Source organism: Sphingomonas glacialis (genome assembly GCF_014653575.1).
Classification (GTDB): domain Bacteria; phylum Pseudomonadota; class Alphaproteobacteria; order Sphingomonadales; family Sphingomonadaceae; genus Sphingomonas; species Sphingomonas glacialis.
Map to the genome: position 1 here is coordinate 506,307 of NZ_BNAQ01000003.1, position 16,387 is coordinate 522,693.

Below are 16,387 nucleotides of genomic sequence, written 5' to 3' on the forward strand. Positions count from 1 at the left end.
AAGCGCTTGTGACAGGCCCTCCCCCAGCCCCTCCCGCAAGCGGGAGGGGAGCAGAAGAGCGCCCCCCCACGGTGATCATCGCACCAGGTCCGGGATCCGCTCGAAGATCCCGAGCGTGAAATCGCACAGCAGCCCGATGATCAAGCTGCCGAACACCAGCAGCGAAACCGCCACCACCAGCAGCTTGGGCACGAACGACAAGGTCTGCTCGTTGATCGACGTCGCCGCCTGGATCATGCCGGTGATCAGCCCAGCCAACAAAGCGGGAATGAGGATCGGTGCCGAGGCGAGCGCGAGCACCCACATCGTCTGGTTGGCGATCGTCAGGAAATAGTCCGCGTCCATCGCGCTAGTTCACAAAACTGTTGGCAAGCGAGCCCATCGTCAGCGCCCAGCCATCGACCAGCACGAACAGGAGCAGCTTGAACGGCATCGAGATGATTGTCGGCGACAGCATCATCATGCCGAGCGACATCAGCACGGTCGCGACGACGAGATCGATCACGATGAACGGCAGGAACACGAGAAACCCGATCTGGAACGCGGTCTTGAGCTCGCTCGTCACGAAGGCGGGGAGCAGCACCGAGAACGGGATCTGCTCGGCATTCTGGTACGGTCCGCTCTTGGCGATGCCGGCGAACATCGTGATGTCCTTCTTGCGCGTCTGCTTGGTCATGAAGGCGTGGAGCGGCACGCCCGCCGCCTTGATCATGTCGGTCGCGCCGATCTTGTTGGCGGCATAGGGCTGGATCGCGCTTGCGTTGATCTGGTTGATCGTCGGCGCCATCACGAAGAACGACAGGAACAGCGCGAGCCCGATCAGCACCTGGTTGGGCGGGGTCTGCTGCAGCCCCATCGCCTGGCGGACGATCGACAGCACGATGATGATCCGCGTGAAGCTTGTCATCATCAGCAGGATGCCGGGCAGGATCGTCAGCAGCCCCATGACGATGAGCAGCTGCAGCGACAGCGCCAGCGGCGCATTGCCGCCGCCGAGATCCTTCAGCGCGCGGTCCGCCGCGTCACCTGCGCCGGGCGCGGGCGGCGTGGCGAGCGGTGCGGCTTGCGCGAAGGCGGGATGCGCGACGATCAGCGCGAACAGGATGCCGAGCACGACGAGCGCGATCTTGCCCCACGGCGCGACGCGCGGCGCAGGCGTGCGAATGAGCGCCGGGCCCGAGCCCTTGCGGACGACGCGCACGCTCATTTGCCGTCGCCGCGATCGAGCAGCGCAACGCCGGTGCGGCTGACCGAGACGAGCAGCTTGCGCCCCTCGAAATCGAGCACCGCGACGCGCACGCTCGGCGAGATCATCATCGTCTCGACGACTTTCAGCATCCGGTTGGACGGCTGGCCGGGCATGCGCGATTCGAGTTTGCGCCACGCATAGAGGCACCCGATCATCAGCCCGCAGACGAGCGGCAGCAGCACGACGAGCTTGAGGATGTACGACCACATCATGGCGTCACCCGCGCTTTTCTGGGCTGACCAGCTCGGTCATGCGCACACCGAAATGGTCGCCGACCATCACCACCTCGCCGCGCCCGATCAGCGTGCCGTTGACGAGCACGTCGAGCAGTTCATTGGCCTGGCGGTCGAGCTCGATCACGCTCGTCTCGCCCAAAGCGAGCAATTCGCGCAGCGTCAGCGAGGTCGAGCCGATCTCGACGGTCAATTTGACGTCGACATCCTGCAGCAGCCGGAAATTGGCCGCCAGGCTGGTATCGACGGGGAAACCGCCGCTCATCTCGCTCATTGCAGTCCACCCCTGAGATCACGTTCTAAATCGTTCGAAATTGTCGTCAGCCGGATCGCGGCCTTGCCGTTCGACGTGCCGACCGTCCCCGCCCCGAGCCGGTCGCCGCCGATCATCACCGGCACGTCCTGGCCGACGGTGATCGGGATTACGTCGCCGGCCTTGAGGTCCATCAGCAGCTGGAGCGAGACCATCGGCTCGGCGAGCACCGAGCGGACCTCGAAGCGCACGTCCATCACCGCGCGGGTGAGACTGTTGCGCCACGCGGGATCGGGCTCGGCGGTCTTGTGGACCTTGCCGGTGAGCGACGGGCCGTGCGGCTTCAACGCCGCGACCGGATAGAGCAGGTCGAGAAACACCGGCTTGGCCGTCCCGACCGCGATCCCGAAGCGCGTGATCACCACGGCATCCTCGACATCGAGTTCGGGGATCAGCGACGGGTTCGCCTCGACGCGGCCGGGGGTGAACTCGATCCGCGCGAGCGGTTCCCACGCCGCCTGCATCGGCAGCGCGAGCATCGCGCCGAGCCGCGTCATCATCGCCTCGGCGGCCGGCGTGAATTCACTGCCGATATCGCCGGCCACCGCGCCGGTGCCGCCGAAGAACAGATCGAGCAGTTCAAGCACGAAGCGCCCGTCGAGCACCGCGAGCGCCTGGCCCGAGGGCAGCGCGCCCGCCGACGCCATCGTCAGCGGCAGCCATGCGGTCAGCCCGTCGGGACGTTCCGCGCGGTAATCGGCGAGGCGTTGAACGACGAGCGGCTCGGCCCAGGTGCGGCATTCGCGGCGCAGCAGCGGCTCGAACACCGCGCGCACCCCGCGCGCGAGCCGCGCCGAGAGATGCTGCACCGTATGCAGATCGCCGAACGGGTTGAGATTGGCGGCCCCGAGCGTCGCATGCGCGGCCTCGCGGCGCGGACGTTCGCGCCGGTCGCTTGGTGCGTGCTGAAGGCCTTCGTTAACCATGCCTCACTGAACAACAAAATTGGTAAAGTAAACGTTACCAACGCCTCCGAAACCTTCCTTCTGCTTGAGCGTGTCGTTGATCGCCTTGGCGATGCGACGCTGGAGCAACTGCTTGCCAGTGCTCGAAAAAACCTGCTCCTCGGTAGTGTCGCCAAGCGCCATCAGGATCGCCGAGCGAACGGCGATTTCATTGGTCTTGATGTTTTCGACGACGGTATCGTCGTACGGAGTCGACACCGCGATGCCGACCTGGACGAAGTGCACGCTGTCCTGGAGGTTCGAGGTGAACTCCTTGTCCATCGCGTAATAATTGGAGGCATATTTGTCGCCGCCGGTGCCCGTGGGGGGCTTGTGGCCGCCTTCCTTGGCCTCGCCGCCTTCGCCCGATCCGGCACGCTTCTGCTCGGTTTTAGGGACGAGCCGCGGGCCGCTCGGTTCGGCCGCGCCCTTGCCACCGCCGATCAGTCCGGCGTTCATCGCGTACAGCGCGCCGCCGACGCCGCCGCCGACGAGCACGAGCGCGCCGACCACGAGCAGGATGATCTTCATCATCCCGCCCTTCTTCTTCTTGGGGGTTTCCGTGACGGTCTCACTCATGATCTGACTCCTTCAAAGCTTATGCGACGCGAGCGTCGGATGGGGTTTGGGTCTCTTCAGCCAGCGCGCGCGGCGCTGGCGTGATGGATGGGGCGGGGCGCGGCTGTGGCGCGGCGCCGGTGCCGCTACCCGAATCGGCCGACACGCTGGTGTCGCCGATCCGCACGCCGCGCGCGGCGGCGAGTTCGCTCAGTCGCGGCTGTGCATCGGCGATCAGCGCACGCGTCGCCTCCTGCGCGGCGGTGAAGTGGACATGGACGCGGTCGCCGACCTGCCGCACCGCGACATCGACGCTGCCCAGGGCATCGGGGACGAGCCGTATCCGCGTGTCGCGCGCGTCGGCATCGTCGCGCAGCGTCTCGATATGCTCGATCATGCGTTGCAGCCCGGTGTCGCGGGTGAGATCGAGCCCGGACTGGCCGGCATTTCCCGCAGCCGGTACGCTCGCCGCGTCGCCCGCGTGCGTCGGCGCGCCGACGCCCGGCGTCATCGTACCGGCGGATGCCTCGGGATCGCCACTGCGCTGGGCGCGATCGCGCCAGGCGGTGGCGAGCGCGGCGGCGAACACGCGCCCGGCGGGTTGTGGCACGGCGCTCGCGATGACCGCCGCGTCGGCCGGCCCCGACGAAGCGAGTGCGAGCGGTTGGGGGGCGTCTGCGGTGGCGGGAGCGGGCGACGCCGCGTCCTGTCGCGCCACCGCCGCGCGCGTGAGCGCAGTGTCGAGCGCGGCGGTGATCGCCGGATCGAGCGGTGGCAGAACCAGCCGCGTGTCTTGGTTGGTGGGTGCGCCGGTTGCCGCGAGCGTGCCGGATAGCTCGGGCATATCCGCCAGCGCCGGCAGGGGGCGAGGCTGGCTGTCGGTCCGCGGGCTAGACCACGCAGCGGTGGTGTGCGGCGTGGAGGCTGGCGGCGTCAGCGCGACGATCGCGCCGGTACTGTCGGCGATTGTCTGCGCAGCTGGTCCCGCGGCTGTAGATGGCGGAACTGGGGTCGGCGTCGGCGCCGGCGAGCTTATGCCGCCGACGAGTTGGCCGTCAGCAGGTGGCGCGAGCTCGGCTATCACGACGGGCGCGGAAAGCGGGGACGGCGGCGCCATCCAGATCGGAGGCGTGGCGTCGGCTGAAGCGGTCTTGCTCGGCAAGGCGTTGCCGTCGGCGGCAGCGTCGTGCCGGTCGTCCTCGCGCGGTGTGCCGGCACCGCGATCGTGCGTGGCGGCCCGCGAATCGAGGAAGGACGCGAGCGTTTGTCCGAATCGCGCTGGATGCGCGCGCGCTGTCGCCTTGGCCGCACTGGCGGTCGGGCCGATGGCAACGGGGGAGGGCAAAGCGGGCAGAGGATCGATCATCGGAACTCCGGGCAGGCCGCAAACGGCCGTTACCCGGTGATCAGCAAGGATCGTGCCGGTTCTTGCGGCCGGCCGGCGCGGCTTCGAGTGCGCGGATTTCGCGGAGCACTTCGAGCGCATCGGCGCGCGCGATCAGCTTTTCGACCGCGCTCTGGTCGCGACGCGCCTCGCGCGTTGCCTCGACTGCGCGCTCGGCGGTGGCTTGCGCTGCGCGCAGGCGGCCCTCGGCGGCGTGCGCCGATTGATGAAGGCGCTCGCGAAAATGCGCTGCGGCGACGAGCGAGAAGCCCGCAACGGGCTCGGGTGTGGGGGCGACACCGGCGACAAGCTGCGCAATGCGGCCCTTGAGCGCCGTTTCGCTCGCGGTGCGATCATGCGCGCGCGCTTCCTCGGCCTGTACGAGGCCCAGCTGGAGCGTCCGGACGCGCAGGATCCGCTCGAGCTTGGTCGGCTTGGCCATCTCAGTCGGCGCCGAACACGCCGATCAGTTCCGCCGCCGCATCGGGCAACGAAACCTGCTCGTCGGGGTCCTGCTTGATATATTCCATCACCGCCGGGTGGCACGCGATCGCGGTGTCGATCGCCGGATCGGCGCCCGCGCGATACGCGCCCATCAGCACGAGATCGCGATTTTCCTCATACGTCGCGAGATGGCGGCGCAGCGTGCGCGCGGCTTTCAGGTGCGGCTTGTCGACGATGTCGGTCATCACGCGGCTGACCGACGGGCCGATGTCGATCGCGGGATAGACGCCGCGCTCGGCGAGCTGGCGCGACAGCACGATATGCCCGTCGAGGATCGAGCGCGCCGAGTCGACGACGGGGTCGTTCCCGTCGTCGCCATCGGCGAGCACGGTGTAGATCGCGGTGATCGATCCGCCCGAATGGACGTCGGTGCCGGCGCGTTCGATCAGATTGGGGAGCATCGCGATGGCCGAGGGCGGATAGCCGCGGGCGCTCGCGGGTTCGCCGAGCGCCAGGCCGATCTCGCGCCCGGCGTGCGCGACGCGGGTGAGCGAATCCATGATCAGCAGGACCTTCTTGCCCTCGGCGCGGAACGCCTCCGCGATCGCATGGACGCGCAGCGCGCCGCGGATGCGCAGCACGGGGGAATGGTTGGCGGGCACAGCCACGACGACGGCGCGCTTGCGCGCGTCGCCTGCGACCTTGGTTTCGAGGAAGTCGGCGACTTCGCGGCTGCGCTCGCCGATCAGGCCGATGACGATCACGTCGGCTTCCGCCGCGCGCACGATCATGCCGAGCAGCACCGATTTGCCGACGCCCGAGCCCGCCATGATGCCGATACGCTGGCCTTGGCCGACGGTAAGCAAGCCGTTGATCGCGCGAACACCGACGTCGAGCGGCGCGAGTACGCGGCCGCGATCGAGCGGCGACTGCAATTTGCCCGCAAGCGGCCAGCGACCTGCGCCGCGGATCGGGCCGAGCCCGTCGATCGGCTTGCCCGCGCCATCTACGACGCGGCCGAGCAGGGCTGCGCCGACTTCGGCCTCGCCGGGCGCGCCGGCCGGGCGGACCGGGGCTTGCGGGAGCAAAGCGGCGGGGCCGCCGAGGTTCATCAGCAGCGTGCGGCCGTTGCGGAAGCCGATCACCTCGGCCTCGACCCCCGAGTGGCGATCGCCGACTTGGCAGACGGTGCCGACCGGGACGGTGAGCCCGACCGCTTCCATCAGCAGCCCATCGAACGAAGCGAGCCGGCCCGCGACCTTGGGCGCAGGCGCGAAGTCGGCGATGCCGAGCGATTCGAGATACGAGTCGGTGAAGCGGTTCAGCATGGGAGCGCTGCGCCTTCGTCACCCCGGCCTTGTGCCGGGGCCCACCGGGACGCGCGTGCTGCGACCGATGGCTGTGCATCACGGTGGACCCCGCAACAGGGCCGGGGTGACGGATGCGAAGCAGGGAGAGGGGGCATCACGCCGCCGGCACCGCGACGCGATCGATCGCGTGCGCCAATTGTTCGAGCCATAGCTCGGGTCCGTCCTCGACGATCGTCGACGCGCTTTCGAGCTGGAACGATCCGCGCGCCAGGCTCGCATCGCCGACCGCGAAGATCTGGCGCGGCAATTTGCCCTCGAGCAACGCGACATCGTCGGGATGGACATGGAGGATCGCCGATTCGGCGGCATCGCTCAGCAGATCGACCGCGGCCTCGATGCGGCGCGCGAGCAAGTCGGGCTCGACGCCGATTTCGCCGACCAGGCGGGTGACGAGAAACAAGACCGTCTGGCGCAGCCGCTGCGCCACTGCGTCGCGATCGATGCGATCATCCGACTTGAGCGCTTGCGCGAGCGAGGCGAGCAGCGTCCGGTCACGCTCCCCGGTCACCGCCATCTCGGCCTGCGCCGCGGCGACGCCTTCGGCATAGCCCGCGGAATGCGCCGCCTCGATCGGATCGACGAACGGCGTCGCGGCGGCCGCCGCCTCGAACGGGTCCCACCCCTCGGTCGGGTTGCTGTCGGGATCGGCGGGGGTGAAGTGGCGCGGGCCGGCCTCGCCTGCCGCTTGCGGCGCGAACGAGACGGGGCCGCGTGCGACGCGGTCGCGCAGATCGGCGGGCGCAAAGCCCGCGACGCGCGGCGCGAACGCTGCCTTGAGTGCCTCGGCCACGCCCTGGCCGCGCGCGGAAAAACCTGCGGTGAACTCAGACATAATCGTCTTCGCCTGCACCCATTTGGATCGTGCCGTCCTTGGCGAGGTTGCGCGCGATCTGGATGATCACCTTTTGCGCCTCGAGCACTTCGGAGAGCTTCATCGGCCCGCGCGCTTCCATCTCGTCGCGGATGCCATCGGCGGCGCGGCTCGACATGCAGCCGAGGAAGCGAGCGCGGATGCTCTCGTCGACGCCCTTCAAGGCACGCGTGAGGATGTCGCTGTCGATGTTGCGGATCAGTGTGCCGAGGTTCTTGTCGTCGAGCTCGAGCAGATTGTCGAACACGAACATCGCTTCCTCGATCGCCTTCGCCACGTCGCGGTCGATCTTGAACAATTTGGGCATGACGCGCAGTTCGGTCGCCTTGCGCCCGCTCGACAGGATCTTGGCGGCGTCCTTGGTGCCGCCGAGCGTCACGCCGGCCGAGGCTTGTGATGTACCAGTGCGGTTCGCGAGCATCGTCTTGAGCGTCTCGACCGCTTCGGGCGTGATCGGCCCAAGCCGCGCGAGCCGGTGGAGGATATCCGGCTGGACCGCATCGGGCATCAGCTCGAGCACCTGTGCGCCGACCGTCGGATCGAGATTGGCGATCAGGACCGCGGCGATCTGCGGATGCTCCTTCTCGATCATCGCGGCGATCTCGCCCGCGTCGAGCCAGTCGAGCAAGTCGAGCTGGCACGATTCCTGGGCCGGCACGATGCGGGCGAGCACGCTGTCGGCTTTCTCCTGGCCGAGCGCACGCGTCATCACCGCCTCGATCCGCGGGCGCGGGTCGAAGCCGATCGCGGTGCGTTCGCGCGCCTTGCCGACGAAATCGTCGAGCACGCCCTCGACCTCGATCTCGCTGACATCGGCGACCGCGAACATCGCCTTGCCGAGCTGGCGGACTTCCTCGGGATCGAGCTTCTGCAGGATCGCGGCGGCTTCCTCCTCGCCGACGAGCATCATCAGCACGGCGGCGCGTTCGACGCCGGTATAAATGCGGGTGGGAGCGTTCATGACTTGATCATGTCCCGTACGGCGAGCGCGGCGCGCGCCGGATTGTCGCGGGTGAAGCCGCGCACCATGCCGATCCGGTCGTCATAGTTGCGCGCATTCTCGAGCGCATCGATGCTGACCGGCTGGTCGGTCCGCGGCGGCGGGATCTGGCCGCCTTCATACCCGTCGGGCGCGCCGATCTCGCGGCCGAGCGCGGCGCGCGGCTGCGCGGCGCTGTCGTCGCGCTTCTTGAGCAGCGCCGTCGCGAGCGGACGGACGCCGAGGAACAGCACGAGCAGCGCAATGACGAGTGCGGTCACGTTGCGCGCCACCACCGGGAGCCAGCCGGCCTCATACCATGGCTGCTTGTCGTCGAGCGCGGTGGCGCCGGCGAACTTGCGACTGATAACCGTGACCTGGTCGCCGCGCGGTTGGCTGTAGCCGACCGCGGTCTGGACGAGCTGGGTGATCTGCTGGATCTCGAGCTGGCTGCGCGGCTTGCCCGTTTCCGGGTCGCGCAGCAGCACCGCAACCGACAGGCGCGTGATCGTGCCGGGCGCCGTGCGGCTGACCGAGACTTCCTTGCCGAGATCGTAAGCGCGCGAATATTGGTCGCTCGCCTTCAGCGCATCGCTGACCGCACCGGCGGCTGCCGCGACGACCGGGCCGGTGGCACCCGGCGTCGATGCGACGGGAGTCGCGCCCGGGGCAGGGGTCGGCGCTGGGGTCGGCTGCGGCGCGCTCAGCGTCGAGGCCGGCGGCGGGGTGTTCGACAGCGCGCCGGGGATTCCGCCGGGCGCTTGCCCGTCCTTGCCGTTGCCCGTCCACTGGCCCTGCTCGACGCGCAGCACGCCTTGCTTGTCATAGCTTTCCTTGGTCGCCTGCGTCTCGTTGAGATCGACATCGGCCTGGACTTCGGTGGTGAAATTGCCCGCGCCGATCAGCGGCGTGAGCATCTGCACGACCTGCGCGCGATATTTCTCCTCGATCCGGCGCTGGAAGGCGACGCGTTCGTCGCTTGCCGCCCCCAGCGCGCTCTGGTTCGCGCCCTTGGTCAGCAAGCCACCCATCTGGTCGACGATCGTCACGCCCTCGGGCTTCATCCCCGGGACCGACGAGGCGACGAGGTTGATGATCGACGACACCTGCGCGTCGCCGAGCGAGCGGCCCGGCTGCAATTTGACGATGACCGAGGCCGACGGTGCGGCGGAATCGCGCACGAACACCGATTGCTCGGGCGTCGCGAGATGGACGCGCGCTTCGGCTACCGCGTCGATCTCCTGGATCGATCGCGCGAGTTCGGTCTCGCGCGCCTGGCGCAGGCGTTCGCCCTCGACCGCGCGCGACACGCCCATCGGGAGGTTGTCGAGGATCGCGTAGCCGCCGGGTGCCGCCTTGGGCAGCCCCTGGCCGGCGAGCAGGATGCGCGCGCGCGAATAATCGTCTTCATTGACGGTCAGCGATCCGGTCGCCGCGTCGATCTTGGACGTGATGTTGGCGGCCTGCAGCGCGGCGGTGACCGAGGCCTTGTCGGCATCGGCGAGGCCGGCGAACAACACCTTCTGGTTCGGCGTCGCGAGCATCATCCAGGCGAGGGCTGCGGCGCCGATCAAGCCGACGAGCAGCGCCATCGGCAGGCTGCGGCGCACCGCGGGCTGCGCGAACAGCCCCTGGAGCTGGCTGAGCGGGTTGGCGAAGCGTTCGGGCACCATGGCGGCGAGCCCGGAGCCAGACGACCCTTGCGGAGCGGGGGTGAGAGCGTTGCTCATCGATTATACCGGCATGCTCATAATGTCCTTGTAAGCGGACAGGAGTTTGTTGCGGACTTGCAGCGTCGCTTCGAAGCCGACCGACGCCTGCTGGCGCGCCAGCATCACCTTGGCGATGTCGATCGTCTCGCCGCGCTCATAGCTTTCGGAGAGCTTGCTCGCCTCGACTTGACCCTGGTTCACGCTTTTCAGCGCGTCTTCCATCGTCGAGGCAAAGCTCGTCGGCTTGGCTTCGGTCGCCGGAGCAGCGGGGCCCGACGTCCCGGCGCGCGCGAGCGCCTGGTTGCGTTCGAGGATCTGCGCGCGCAGCGCCATCACCCGGTCGACGCCCATCGCGCCGCCACCGATCGCGTCGATGCTCATGCGACACCCATGGCGTACTGGGCCACCCGGCCGACGGCAGAGACGATGTCGTCACCCTGTTCACGCGCCTTGGCGAGACGGTAGCGCAAGGTGCGCTCCGAAATGCCGAGCCTCCGCGCGGTCTCGATCCGGCTGCCGTTGCACGCGGCGAGCGTTTCGCGGATCGCCTGGAACTCGTGCATCTGGACGATGTTGCCCAAAGTCACAGGGGGCGTCGCGGGTTGCGCGGGCTCGTCGTTCGCTGCGCCGGCGGCGCGTGCGTTCGGGCGGTCGAAGACGATGTGCTCGGCCGAGATCGTGTCACCGCCGGCAAAGAGCAGCGCGCGCTGGACGACGTTCTCGAGCTCGCGGACATTGCCCGGCCAATCGTGGCGCAGCAGCAGGTCGATCGCCGACATATCGGGCCAGGGAACGGTCTGGCGGTTGCCGGCGTGGCGCAAGATCAGCGTCGCCGCGAGCGCAGGGATATCCTGTGGCCGCTCGGCGAGCAGCTTGGTCGTCAGCGGGAAGACCGAGAGGCGGTAATACAGATCGGCGCGGAAGCGGCCCGCGGCGACCTCGTCCTGCAGGTCGCGGTTGGCGCAGGCGATGACCCGCACGTCGATCGACTGCGGCGTGGTCGCGCCGATCGGAACGATCTCGCGCTCCTGGAGCGCGCGGAGCAGCTTGGCCTGGAGCTGGAGCGGCAGTTCGGCGACTTCGTCGAGCAGCAGCGTGCCGCCATGTGCTGCACGGAAGAAGCCTTCGCCGCCCGACGAGGCACCGGTGAAGGCGCCCTTCTGATGGCCGAACAGCAGCGCCTCGAGCATCGTCTCGGGCAGCGCGGCACAGTTGATCGCGATGAACGGGCCGGCGGCGCGCGCCGACTTCAAATGGATCGAGCGCGCGAGCACTTCCTTGCCGGTGCCGGTCGGGCCGTTGATCAGCACGGTGATGTCGGCGGCGGCGACGCGATCGGCGAGCGCGTGGAGCGCGAGGCTCTCGGGGTCGGCGGCGGTCGGCATTTCGGGTTCGGCGAGCAAGGCGCGGACGAAGCCCACACCGACTGCGGCATCGGCGCTTTCGAAGGCGACCCGCGCCGGACCACCGTCGTGCGACGGAATGACGTAGCGCCCCTCGCTGGCGAGCACGACTGTGCGTGCGGCGGCGGGCGGGGTCTCGCCCTCGGCAATGAGGAACAGCGCGTCGCGCGGCGCCTTGCCGTCTTCGAACGCGCCGATCGCGAAGCCTTGCGCGCGGAGTGCGGACACCAGCGCGTAGTGCTGGCGAAGAATCGCGGCTGACGGAACGATGGATCGCATGACGGGCCCCCTTGAACGAGCCTTGCAATGCTGCATTTCTGGTAAATGAATGGTTAAGGATGTTGCCGGGGCGGCAAAGTCTGACCGTTTGCCGCGATTTTTGCCGGTAAATTCAGGCAAAATCGGCAAAAGCGCAGCGAGTTTGCAAAAGTGCTTAATCCGCGGCGGATGCGGTCGTTAGCACTGTTGGCGGCTCGGCTCTCCGATGGGGGACGGCGGGATTGCCGGACCCAATGGAGATTTTCACCATGACCGTTATCGGAACCAACGTCGCCGCACTCAAGGCGACCAACGCATCGAACTCGGCGAGCATGGCGCTCGCCACCAGCATCGAGCGCCTGTCGACCGGCAAGCGCATCAACTCGGCCAAGGACGATGCCGCCGGTCTCGCGATCGCCTCGTCGCTGACCTCGCAGATCAAGGGCCAGAACCAGGCGATCCGCAATGCGAACGACGGCATCGCGCTGTCGCAGACCGCCGACAGCGCGCTCGGCGAAGCGACCAACATCCTGCAGCGCGTCCGCGAACTCGCCGTCCAGTCGGCGTCGGGCACCTATGGCGCAGACGATCGCGCCAACATGCAGACTGAAGTTACCGAATTGACCTCGCAGCTCTCGACGACGCTCGGCGCCAAGTTCAACGGCGTCAGCCTGTTCAAGGTCACCACCGCAACGCCCGTCCCTGCGACCGACGACATCAAGATCAAGATCCAGACCGGCTCCGGATCCGACGCGACCGCCAACACGGTGAACCTCAACATCGCGGCGATCGATGGCACCAAGGTCGACGCGACGGCACTCGACGTCACCAGCGTCACCAATGCGGGCACCACGCTCGACAACATCGATGCGGCGCTGAAGTCGATCAACACCACGCGCGCTTCGATCGGTGCTGGCCAGAGCCGACTCTCCTCGGCGGTCAACACGCTGACCTCGAACGTCGCCAACCTGACCGACGCGAAGAGCCGGATCGAAGACGTCGACTTCTCGACCGAGACAACCAGCCTCGCCAAGGCGCAGATCCTCAGCCAGGCATCGACCGCGCTGCTCGCGCAGGCGAACCAGAGCCAGCAGGGCGTGCTCAAGCTGCTCGGCTAAGCGGCCTCGGCCCTGGCGCCCGACCCCCCATAAAGGGTGTCGGGGCCGACCGGGTCGTTCGCTTGGCGATCTATGTGGACGGCCTGCGAAGACCCCGGCTCCCGTCATGGGCGCCGGGGTTTTTCGGCGTCGTGCGCAGCGCGTCTCAAAACGCCCGCGTGTGCAATCTCTTGTTAAGCGACACCGCTCCAAGACCTGCCGATGGCTTTGGAAACTGTAAGAGTAAGCGTACCCGCCTGGTCGATGCGCGTCATGCTGGGGAGCCTGGCGCTCGTTTCGGGCCTGGTGGCGCAGCCGTCGCAGGCACGCGGTGTGTCGCGACGACCTGTTGCGGAGGTGCTCGTCACCGCGTCGAGCGGCCGGGTGATCTTCGCCAATCTGCCCGACGCGCCGCGTCGTCCGGCATCGCTGACCAAGATGATGACGCTCTACTTGCTGTTCGATGCGCTCGATTCGGGGCGGGTGCGGATCAGCGAATCGATTCCCGTATCGCATCGGGCCGCGCGCCAGCCGGCGTCGCGACTCGGCCTGACCGCCAGCACATCATTGCCGCTGCGCACCGCGATCCAGGCGATGGCGGTCCATTCCGCCAATGATGTGAGCGTCGCGATCGCCGAGCGGCTCGCCGGTAGCGAACGCGATTTCGCTGGCCTGATGAACGCCAAGGCGCGCGAGCTGGGCATGACGCGGACCAGCTTTGCCAACGCGACCGGGCTGACCGACACGGGCAACCAGACGACGGCACGCGACATGGCGACGCTCGCGCGGGCGTTGCTGCGCGATCACGCGCGCGAATATCGCGTATTCGCGACGCGCTCGATCACGTGGCGATCGCGGCGCTATGCGAATCATGACCATCTGCTCGGCAAGGTCGGCGGGGTCGACGGGATCAAGACCGGCTACACGCTCGACGCGGGGTATAACATCGCGACCTCGGCCAAGCGCGGTGGCGTGCGCGTCATCGCGGTCGTGCTTGGGGAAAAATCGGTCCAGGCGCGCGACGTGCGCGTTGCGAATCTCGTCGAGCTCGGCTTCACGCCGCCGGCGCGCCATCGGCGCGGCGCTTTCTAGCGCCGGGCTGGCCTTCACACCTTGGCGGAATAGATCATCCGGCCTTCGCCGAGTCGCGCGAAGACTTGCTGGAGATCGCCTTCGCTGACCGCAAAGCACCCCTGGCTGCGGCCGAGCTGGCCGTGCGTGCGCAGCATGTCGGGATTGGCGTACCATGCGGCATGGACGACGAGCGCGCGCGACAGCGCGTTCGAATTGGTCGGATCGAGCCCGATCAGCCGCTGCGACAGGCCGTGTTTGCCGACATAATAATCCGAGGCGACGAAGGCGCCTTCGCTCGACGCGTTCGAGCCCTCGGCGTTCGAGAAGCGCTGGAGGAATCCGGTATGCGCCGGATCGCTCCCGCTGCCATGTGCGACGAGCAGCGTCGTCGTCATCCCGCTCGCCATGTCGATGAGGTAGAAGCGCGGTTGCGACGACGGCTGGGAGAAATCGGCGATCGCGATGCGATCGCGACGTGCGATCTGCGCGCCATGGCGATGGAACGCACTCATCGCGCGGCGAAGCAGTTCTGGGCGAACGACGCGCGTCGAGGCGAGCGGTTGGACGGTGGCGGGCACTTGCGCTGCGGCGACCCGCGGCAGCGCGGCTGCACTCAAGAGCGCGAGCCCGGCCTTGCCAAGGTTGCGACGCGACAGGGTAGGTACTGAGTGTTGCACGATTTGCTACATGTCCCTCGGAAACAGTGGAGGAGTCGTACCACGAAATCGCTGAGGAAATTGGGCGCCATCGCCACATGTTCCGGGATTCAGCGCTGCTTGTCGCACCACATACCCCGCTCGCCGCAATCCAGCCGCAAACACGTGTCGACGTGTCGCGCCTGGTCAAAAATCGTGAGGTCGCGTTTTCTCGACGTTCCAGCCATCTGCGCGCCAATGCGGCGCGATCGTGCAGAGTCCTCTATGGTTTGCAGGCGCGTGCGTGCGCATTCCAGTCACCCGCGATGCGCTTGCCGATAGGATGTCGGAGTCGGCCGTCGAGATTCGGTGCCTGCCGAGGTCAACGTGACAGCAGTCACGAACCAATATCCGCGGGCGTGCGGCGGGCAGCATCGCGGCTTGGTGCAGGCGCGTGGTCGCCTATGCCGCTTAGCGCCGCTTGGTCGCGACTTCGGTCCCGAAAACCCGATCCCAGAAGATCGCGGTGATCGAGAAATTGCCTTCCTCGCGCGCATAATGATGGCGAATGTGATGCCGCTTCAAACGGCCGAGCAAGCCGTGGCGCAGCGGGAACTGATGCACCGCGTAATGCACGCTGTCATAGATCACATAGCCGATGCCGAAGCCGATGAAGATGACCGAGCTGATCGGACCCACGACGAGATACAAGAGCAGCCATACCGTCCCGTTGATCGCAATGCTGATGAGCGGCGGCATGAGGTTGCGCAACGCATCGTTGGGCTGGGTGTGGTGGTTGCCGTGCGACAGGAAGAGGAAAGCGCGGCCGAGATTCGAGGTGAGCTTCATGTGAAACACGAAGCGATGCATCGCATATTCGAACAGCGACCAAAGGAAGAGGCCGAGCAACGCGAGGCCGACCGACTCGACGAAGGTGACCAAGCCCCAGCTCGCATAAGTCGCAAGCGCTAGCATGCAGACCCAGGTGATCCCGAACGCGATCGGCGAAACCGTCGTCGTCCGCTCGAGAAAGTCGTTACGGAACAGCCGAATACGCTGCTCCTCACCGCTATCGCCTTTATGTCGCGTTCCAGTGATCGGCATGGTCATCCTACGGCAGACTGATCAACGGGCTTAGCTGCAGTGCAGCGAAGCTGTTACACGCAGCGAAAGACGTGATCAATTCGCAATAGCGCAATTCCAGATACCGTGCTGACACTTTCGAAAAGCGAGTGGCCCTGCGTTGATTTTGGGCAACACAGCAGCCGCGTTTGTCGCGCGTCGACGCGAACCAGCGCGCAGCAGGGCTGATCGCAAGGCCCTGCGACGACCCTGTGCCCGGCGTCAGTTCGACCAAAGTCGGCGCAACGGTGAGGAGCGGGCAGCGCGGGCGCTCTCGGCTGCCAAGCGCGCCGCTTCGAGTTCGGCGAGCGTGGCGGCAAGTTTGTCGCGCTCGACCTCCACTTCCGAGAGGCGGCTGATTGCAGCGTCGCGCGCGTCCGCGGTCTCGGTCAGTTCGGCCGCGATTCGGTCGCGTTCGTTTTGCAGCGTCACCACGCTTTCGTCCGCGCCCGCCTTCGCGGCGCTGATATCAGACAAAGCTGCGGAGATCCGATGGCACTCGGCTTCGAGCGCGGTAATGGCGGTGCCCGCTTCGGCCTTGGCCGCCTCCGCCGCGGTCAAGGCTGCGCGGAGCTCGCCGCGCTCGGCGTCGAGTTCGGCGACGGTAGTGTTGGCAGCATCCTTGGCGGCCGCGGTTTCGGCGAGGGTTGCGGTGATACGATCGCGCTCGGCTTCGAGTTCGGCGACGTGGTGGTCGGCGGCGTCCTTGGCGGCTGCAGTCTCGGCAAGCGTTGCGGCGAT

Annotated in this window: 18 protein-coding genes and 1 pseudogene; 2 read left to right on the forward strand and 17 right to left on the reverse strand. The window is 67.4% G+C overall.

Features of this window, described 5'->3' with window-relative positions; translation table 11 throughout:
• Positions 1 to 75: 75 nt before the first annotated feature.
• From fliQ to IE187_RS13205, 14 genes are all read right to left on the reverse strand, one after another.
• On the reverse strand, positions 76 to 345 hold the full coding sequence (fliQ, locus tag IE187_RS13140; RefSeq protein ID WP_133191010.1) for a flagellar biosynthesis protein FliQ: 270 nt from the start codon (positions 343 to 345) through the stop codon (positions 76 to 78).
• Between the two features lie 4 nt (positions 346 to 349).
• Positions 350 to 1,207 (reverse strand): flagellar type III secretion system pore protein FliP, encoded by an 858-nt coding sequence (gene fliP / locus IE187_RS13145; protein WP_133191008.1) that lies wholly within the window; start codon positions 1,205 to 1,207, stop codon positions 350 to 352.
• Positions 1,204 to 1,461, reverse strand: a complete 258-nt coding sequence (locus IE187_RS13150) for a flagellar biosynthetic protein FliO (protein ID WP_010184512.1) — start codon at positions 1,459 to 1,461, stop codon at positions 1,204 to 1,206. Before IE187_RS13150 ends, fliP begins: the two co-directional genes overlap by 4 nt.
• A 4-nt stretch (positions 1,462 to 1,465) precedes the next feature.
• Positions 1,466 to 1,756, reverse strand: coding sequence for a flagellar motor switch protein FliN (gene fliN, locus IE187_RS13155; protein ID WP_133191004.1), 291 nt, complete (start codon positions 1,754 to 1,756; stop codon positions 1,466 to 1,468).
• Positions 1,753 to 2,721 carry a flagellar motor switch protein FliM gene (locus tag IE187_RS13160; protein WP_133191002.1) on the reverse strand — a complete coding sequence of 323 codons (969 nt, stop codon included), beginning with the start codon at positions 2,719 to 2,721 and terminating at the stop codon, positions 1,753 to 1,755. The genes fliN and IE187_RS13160 overlap by 4 nt, the downstream gene beginning before the upstream one ends.
• 3 nt (positions 2,722 to 2,724) lie before the next feature.
• The gene (locus tag IE187_RS13165) at positions 2,725 to 3,318 is read right to left on the reverse strand and encodes a flagellar basal body-associated FliL family protein (RefSeq protein WP_133191000.1); all 594 of its coding nucleotides are present in this window, start codon (positions 3,316 to 3,318) and stop codon (positions 2,725 to 2,727) included.
• A 19-nt stretch (positions 3,319 to 3,337) separates the two neighbouring features.
• Complete coding sequence (locus tag IE187_RS13170; protein ID WP_189676602.1) at positions 3,338 to 4,663, reverse strand: flagellar hook-length control protein FliK; 1,326 nt, start codon at positions 4,661 to 4,663, stop codon at positions 3,338 to 3,340.
• 40 nt (positions 4,664 to 4,703) lie between these two features.
• Positions 4,704 to 5,123, reverse strand: a complete 420-nt coding sequence (locus tag IE187_RS13175; protein WP_189676603.1) for a hypothetical protein — start codon at positions 5,121 to 5,123, stop codon at positions 4,704 to 4,706.
• Position 5,124: 1 nt separating this feature from the next.
• Complete coding sequence (locus IE187_RS13180; RefSeq protein WP_133190994.1) at positions 5,125 to 6,453, reverse strand: FliI/YscN family ATPase; 1,329 nt, start codon at positions 6,451 to 6,453, stop codon at positions 5,125 to 5,127.
• A 136-nt stretch (positions 6,454 to 6,589) separates the two neighbouring features.
• Complete coding sequence (locus IE187_RS13185; protein ID WP_189676604.1) at positions 6,590 to 7,327, reverse strand: FliH/SctL family protein; 738 nt, start codon at positions 7,325 to 7,327, stop codon at positions 6,590 to 6,592.
• Positions 7,320 to 8,327 carry a flagellar motor switch protein FliG gene (gene fliG / locus IE187_RS13190; protein WP_189676605.1) on the reverse strand — a complete coding sequence of 336 codons (1,008 nt, stop codon included), beginning with the start codon at positions 8,325 to 8,327 and terminating at the stop codon, positions 7,320 to 7,322. Before fliG ends, IE187_RS13185 begins: the two co-directional genes overlap by 8 nt.
• Positions 8,324 to 10,075: a flagellar basal-body MS-ring/collar protein FliF gene (gene fliF / locus IE187_RS13195; protein WP_189676606.1), complete on the reverse strand. Its 1,752-nt coding sequence runs from the start codon at positions 10,073 to 10,075 to the stop codon at positions 8,324 to 8,326. Before fliF ends, fliG begins: the two co-directional genes overlap by 4 nt.
• A 3-nt stretch (positions 10,076 to 10,078) precedes the next feature.
• Positions 10,079 to 10,438 carry a flagellar hook-basal body complex protein FliE gene (gene fliE, locus IE187_RS13200; RefSeq protein ID WP_189676607.1) on the reverse strand — a complete coding sequence of 120 codons (360 nt, stop codon included), beginning with the start codon at positions 10,436 to 10,438 and terminating at the stop codon, positions 10,079 to 10,081.
• Positions 10,435 to 11,739 carry a sigma-54 interaction domain-containing protein gene (locus IE187_RS13205; RefSeq protein ID WP_189676608.1) on the reverse strand — a complete coding sequence of 435 codons (1,305 nt, stop codon included), beginning with the start codon at positions 11,737 to 11,739 and terminating at the stop codon, positions 10,435 to 10,437. The genes fliE and IE187_RS13205 overlap by 4 nt, the downstream gene beginning before the upstream one ends.
• Before the next feature lie 248 nt (positions 11,740 to 11,987).
• On the opposite strand from IE187_RS13205, the gene IE187_RS13210 reads away from it, so the two are divergent.
• Positions 11,988 to 12,836, forward strand: coding sequence for a flagellin N-terminal helical domain-containing protein (locus IE187_RS13210; protein WP_133190984.1), 849 nt, complete (start codon positions 11,988 to 11,990; stop codon positions 12,834 to 12,836).
• A 201-nt stretch (positions 12,837 to 13,037) separates the two neighbouring features.
• The gene (locus tag IE187_RS13215) at positions 13,038 to 13,907 is read left to right on the forward strand and encodes a D-alanyl-D-alanine carboxypeptidase family protein (RefSeq protein ID WP_189676609.1); all 870 of its coding nucleotides are present in this window, start codon (positions 13,038 to 13,040) and stop codon (positions 13,905 to 13,907) included.
• Positions 13,908 to 13,921: 14 nt separating this feature from the next.
• Here IE187_RS13215 and IE187_RS13220 read toward each other — a convergent pair whose 3' ends face one another.
• From IE187_RS13220 to IE187_RS13230, 3 genes and pseudogenes are all read right to left on the reverse strand, one after another.
• A complete protein-coding gene (locus IE187_RS13220; protein WP_189676610.1) occupies positions 13,922 to 14,566 on the reverse strand; it encodes a murein L,D-transpeptidase catalytic domain family protein in 645 nt (214 codons plus the stop codon).
• Positions 14,567 to 14,995: 429 nt separating this feature from the next.
• A complete protein-coding gene (locus IE187_RS13225) occupies positions 14,996 to 15,628 on the reverse strand; it encodes a sterol desaturase family protein (RefSeq protein WP_189676611.1) in 633 nt (210 codons plus the stop codon).
• A 240-nt stretch (positions 15,629 to 15,868) separates the two neighbouring features.
• Positions 15,869 to 16,387: pseudogene (locus tag IE187_RS13230) on the reverse strand (hypothetical protein); the annotation flags it as partial.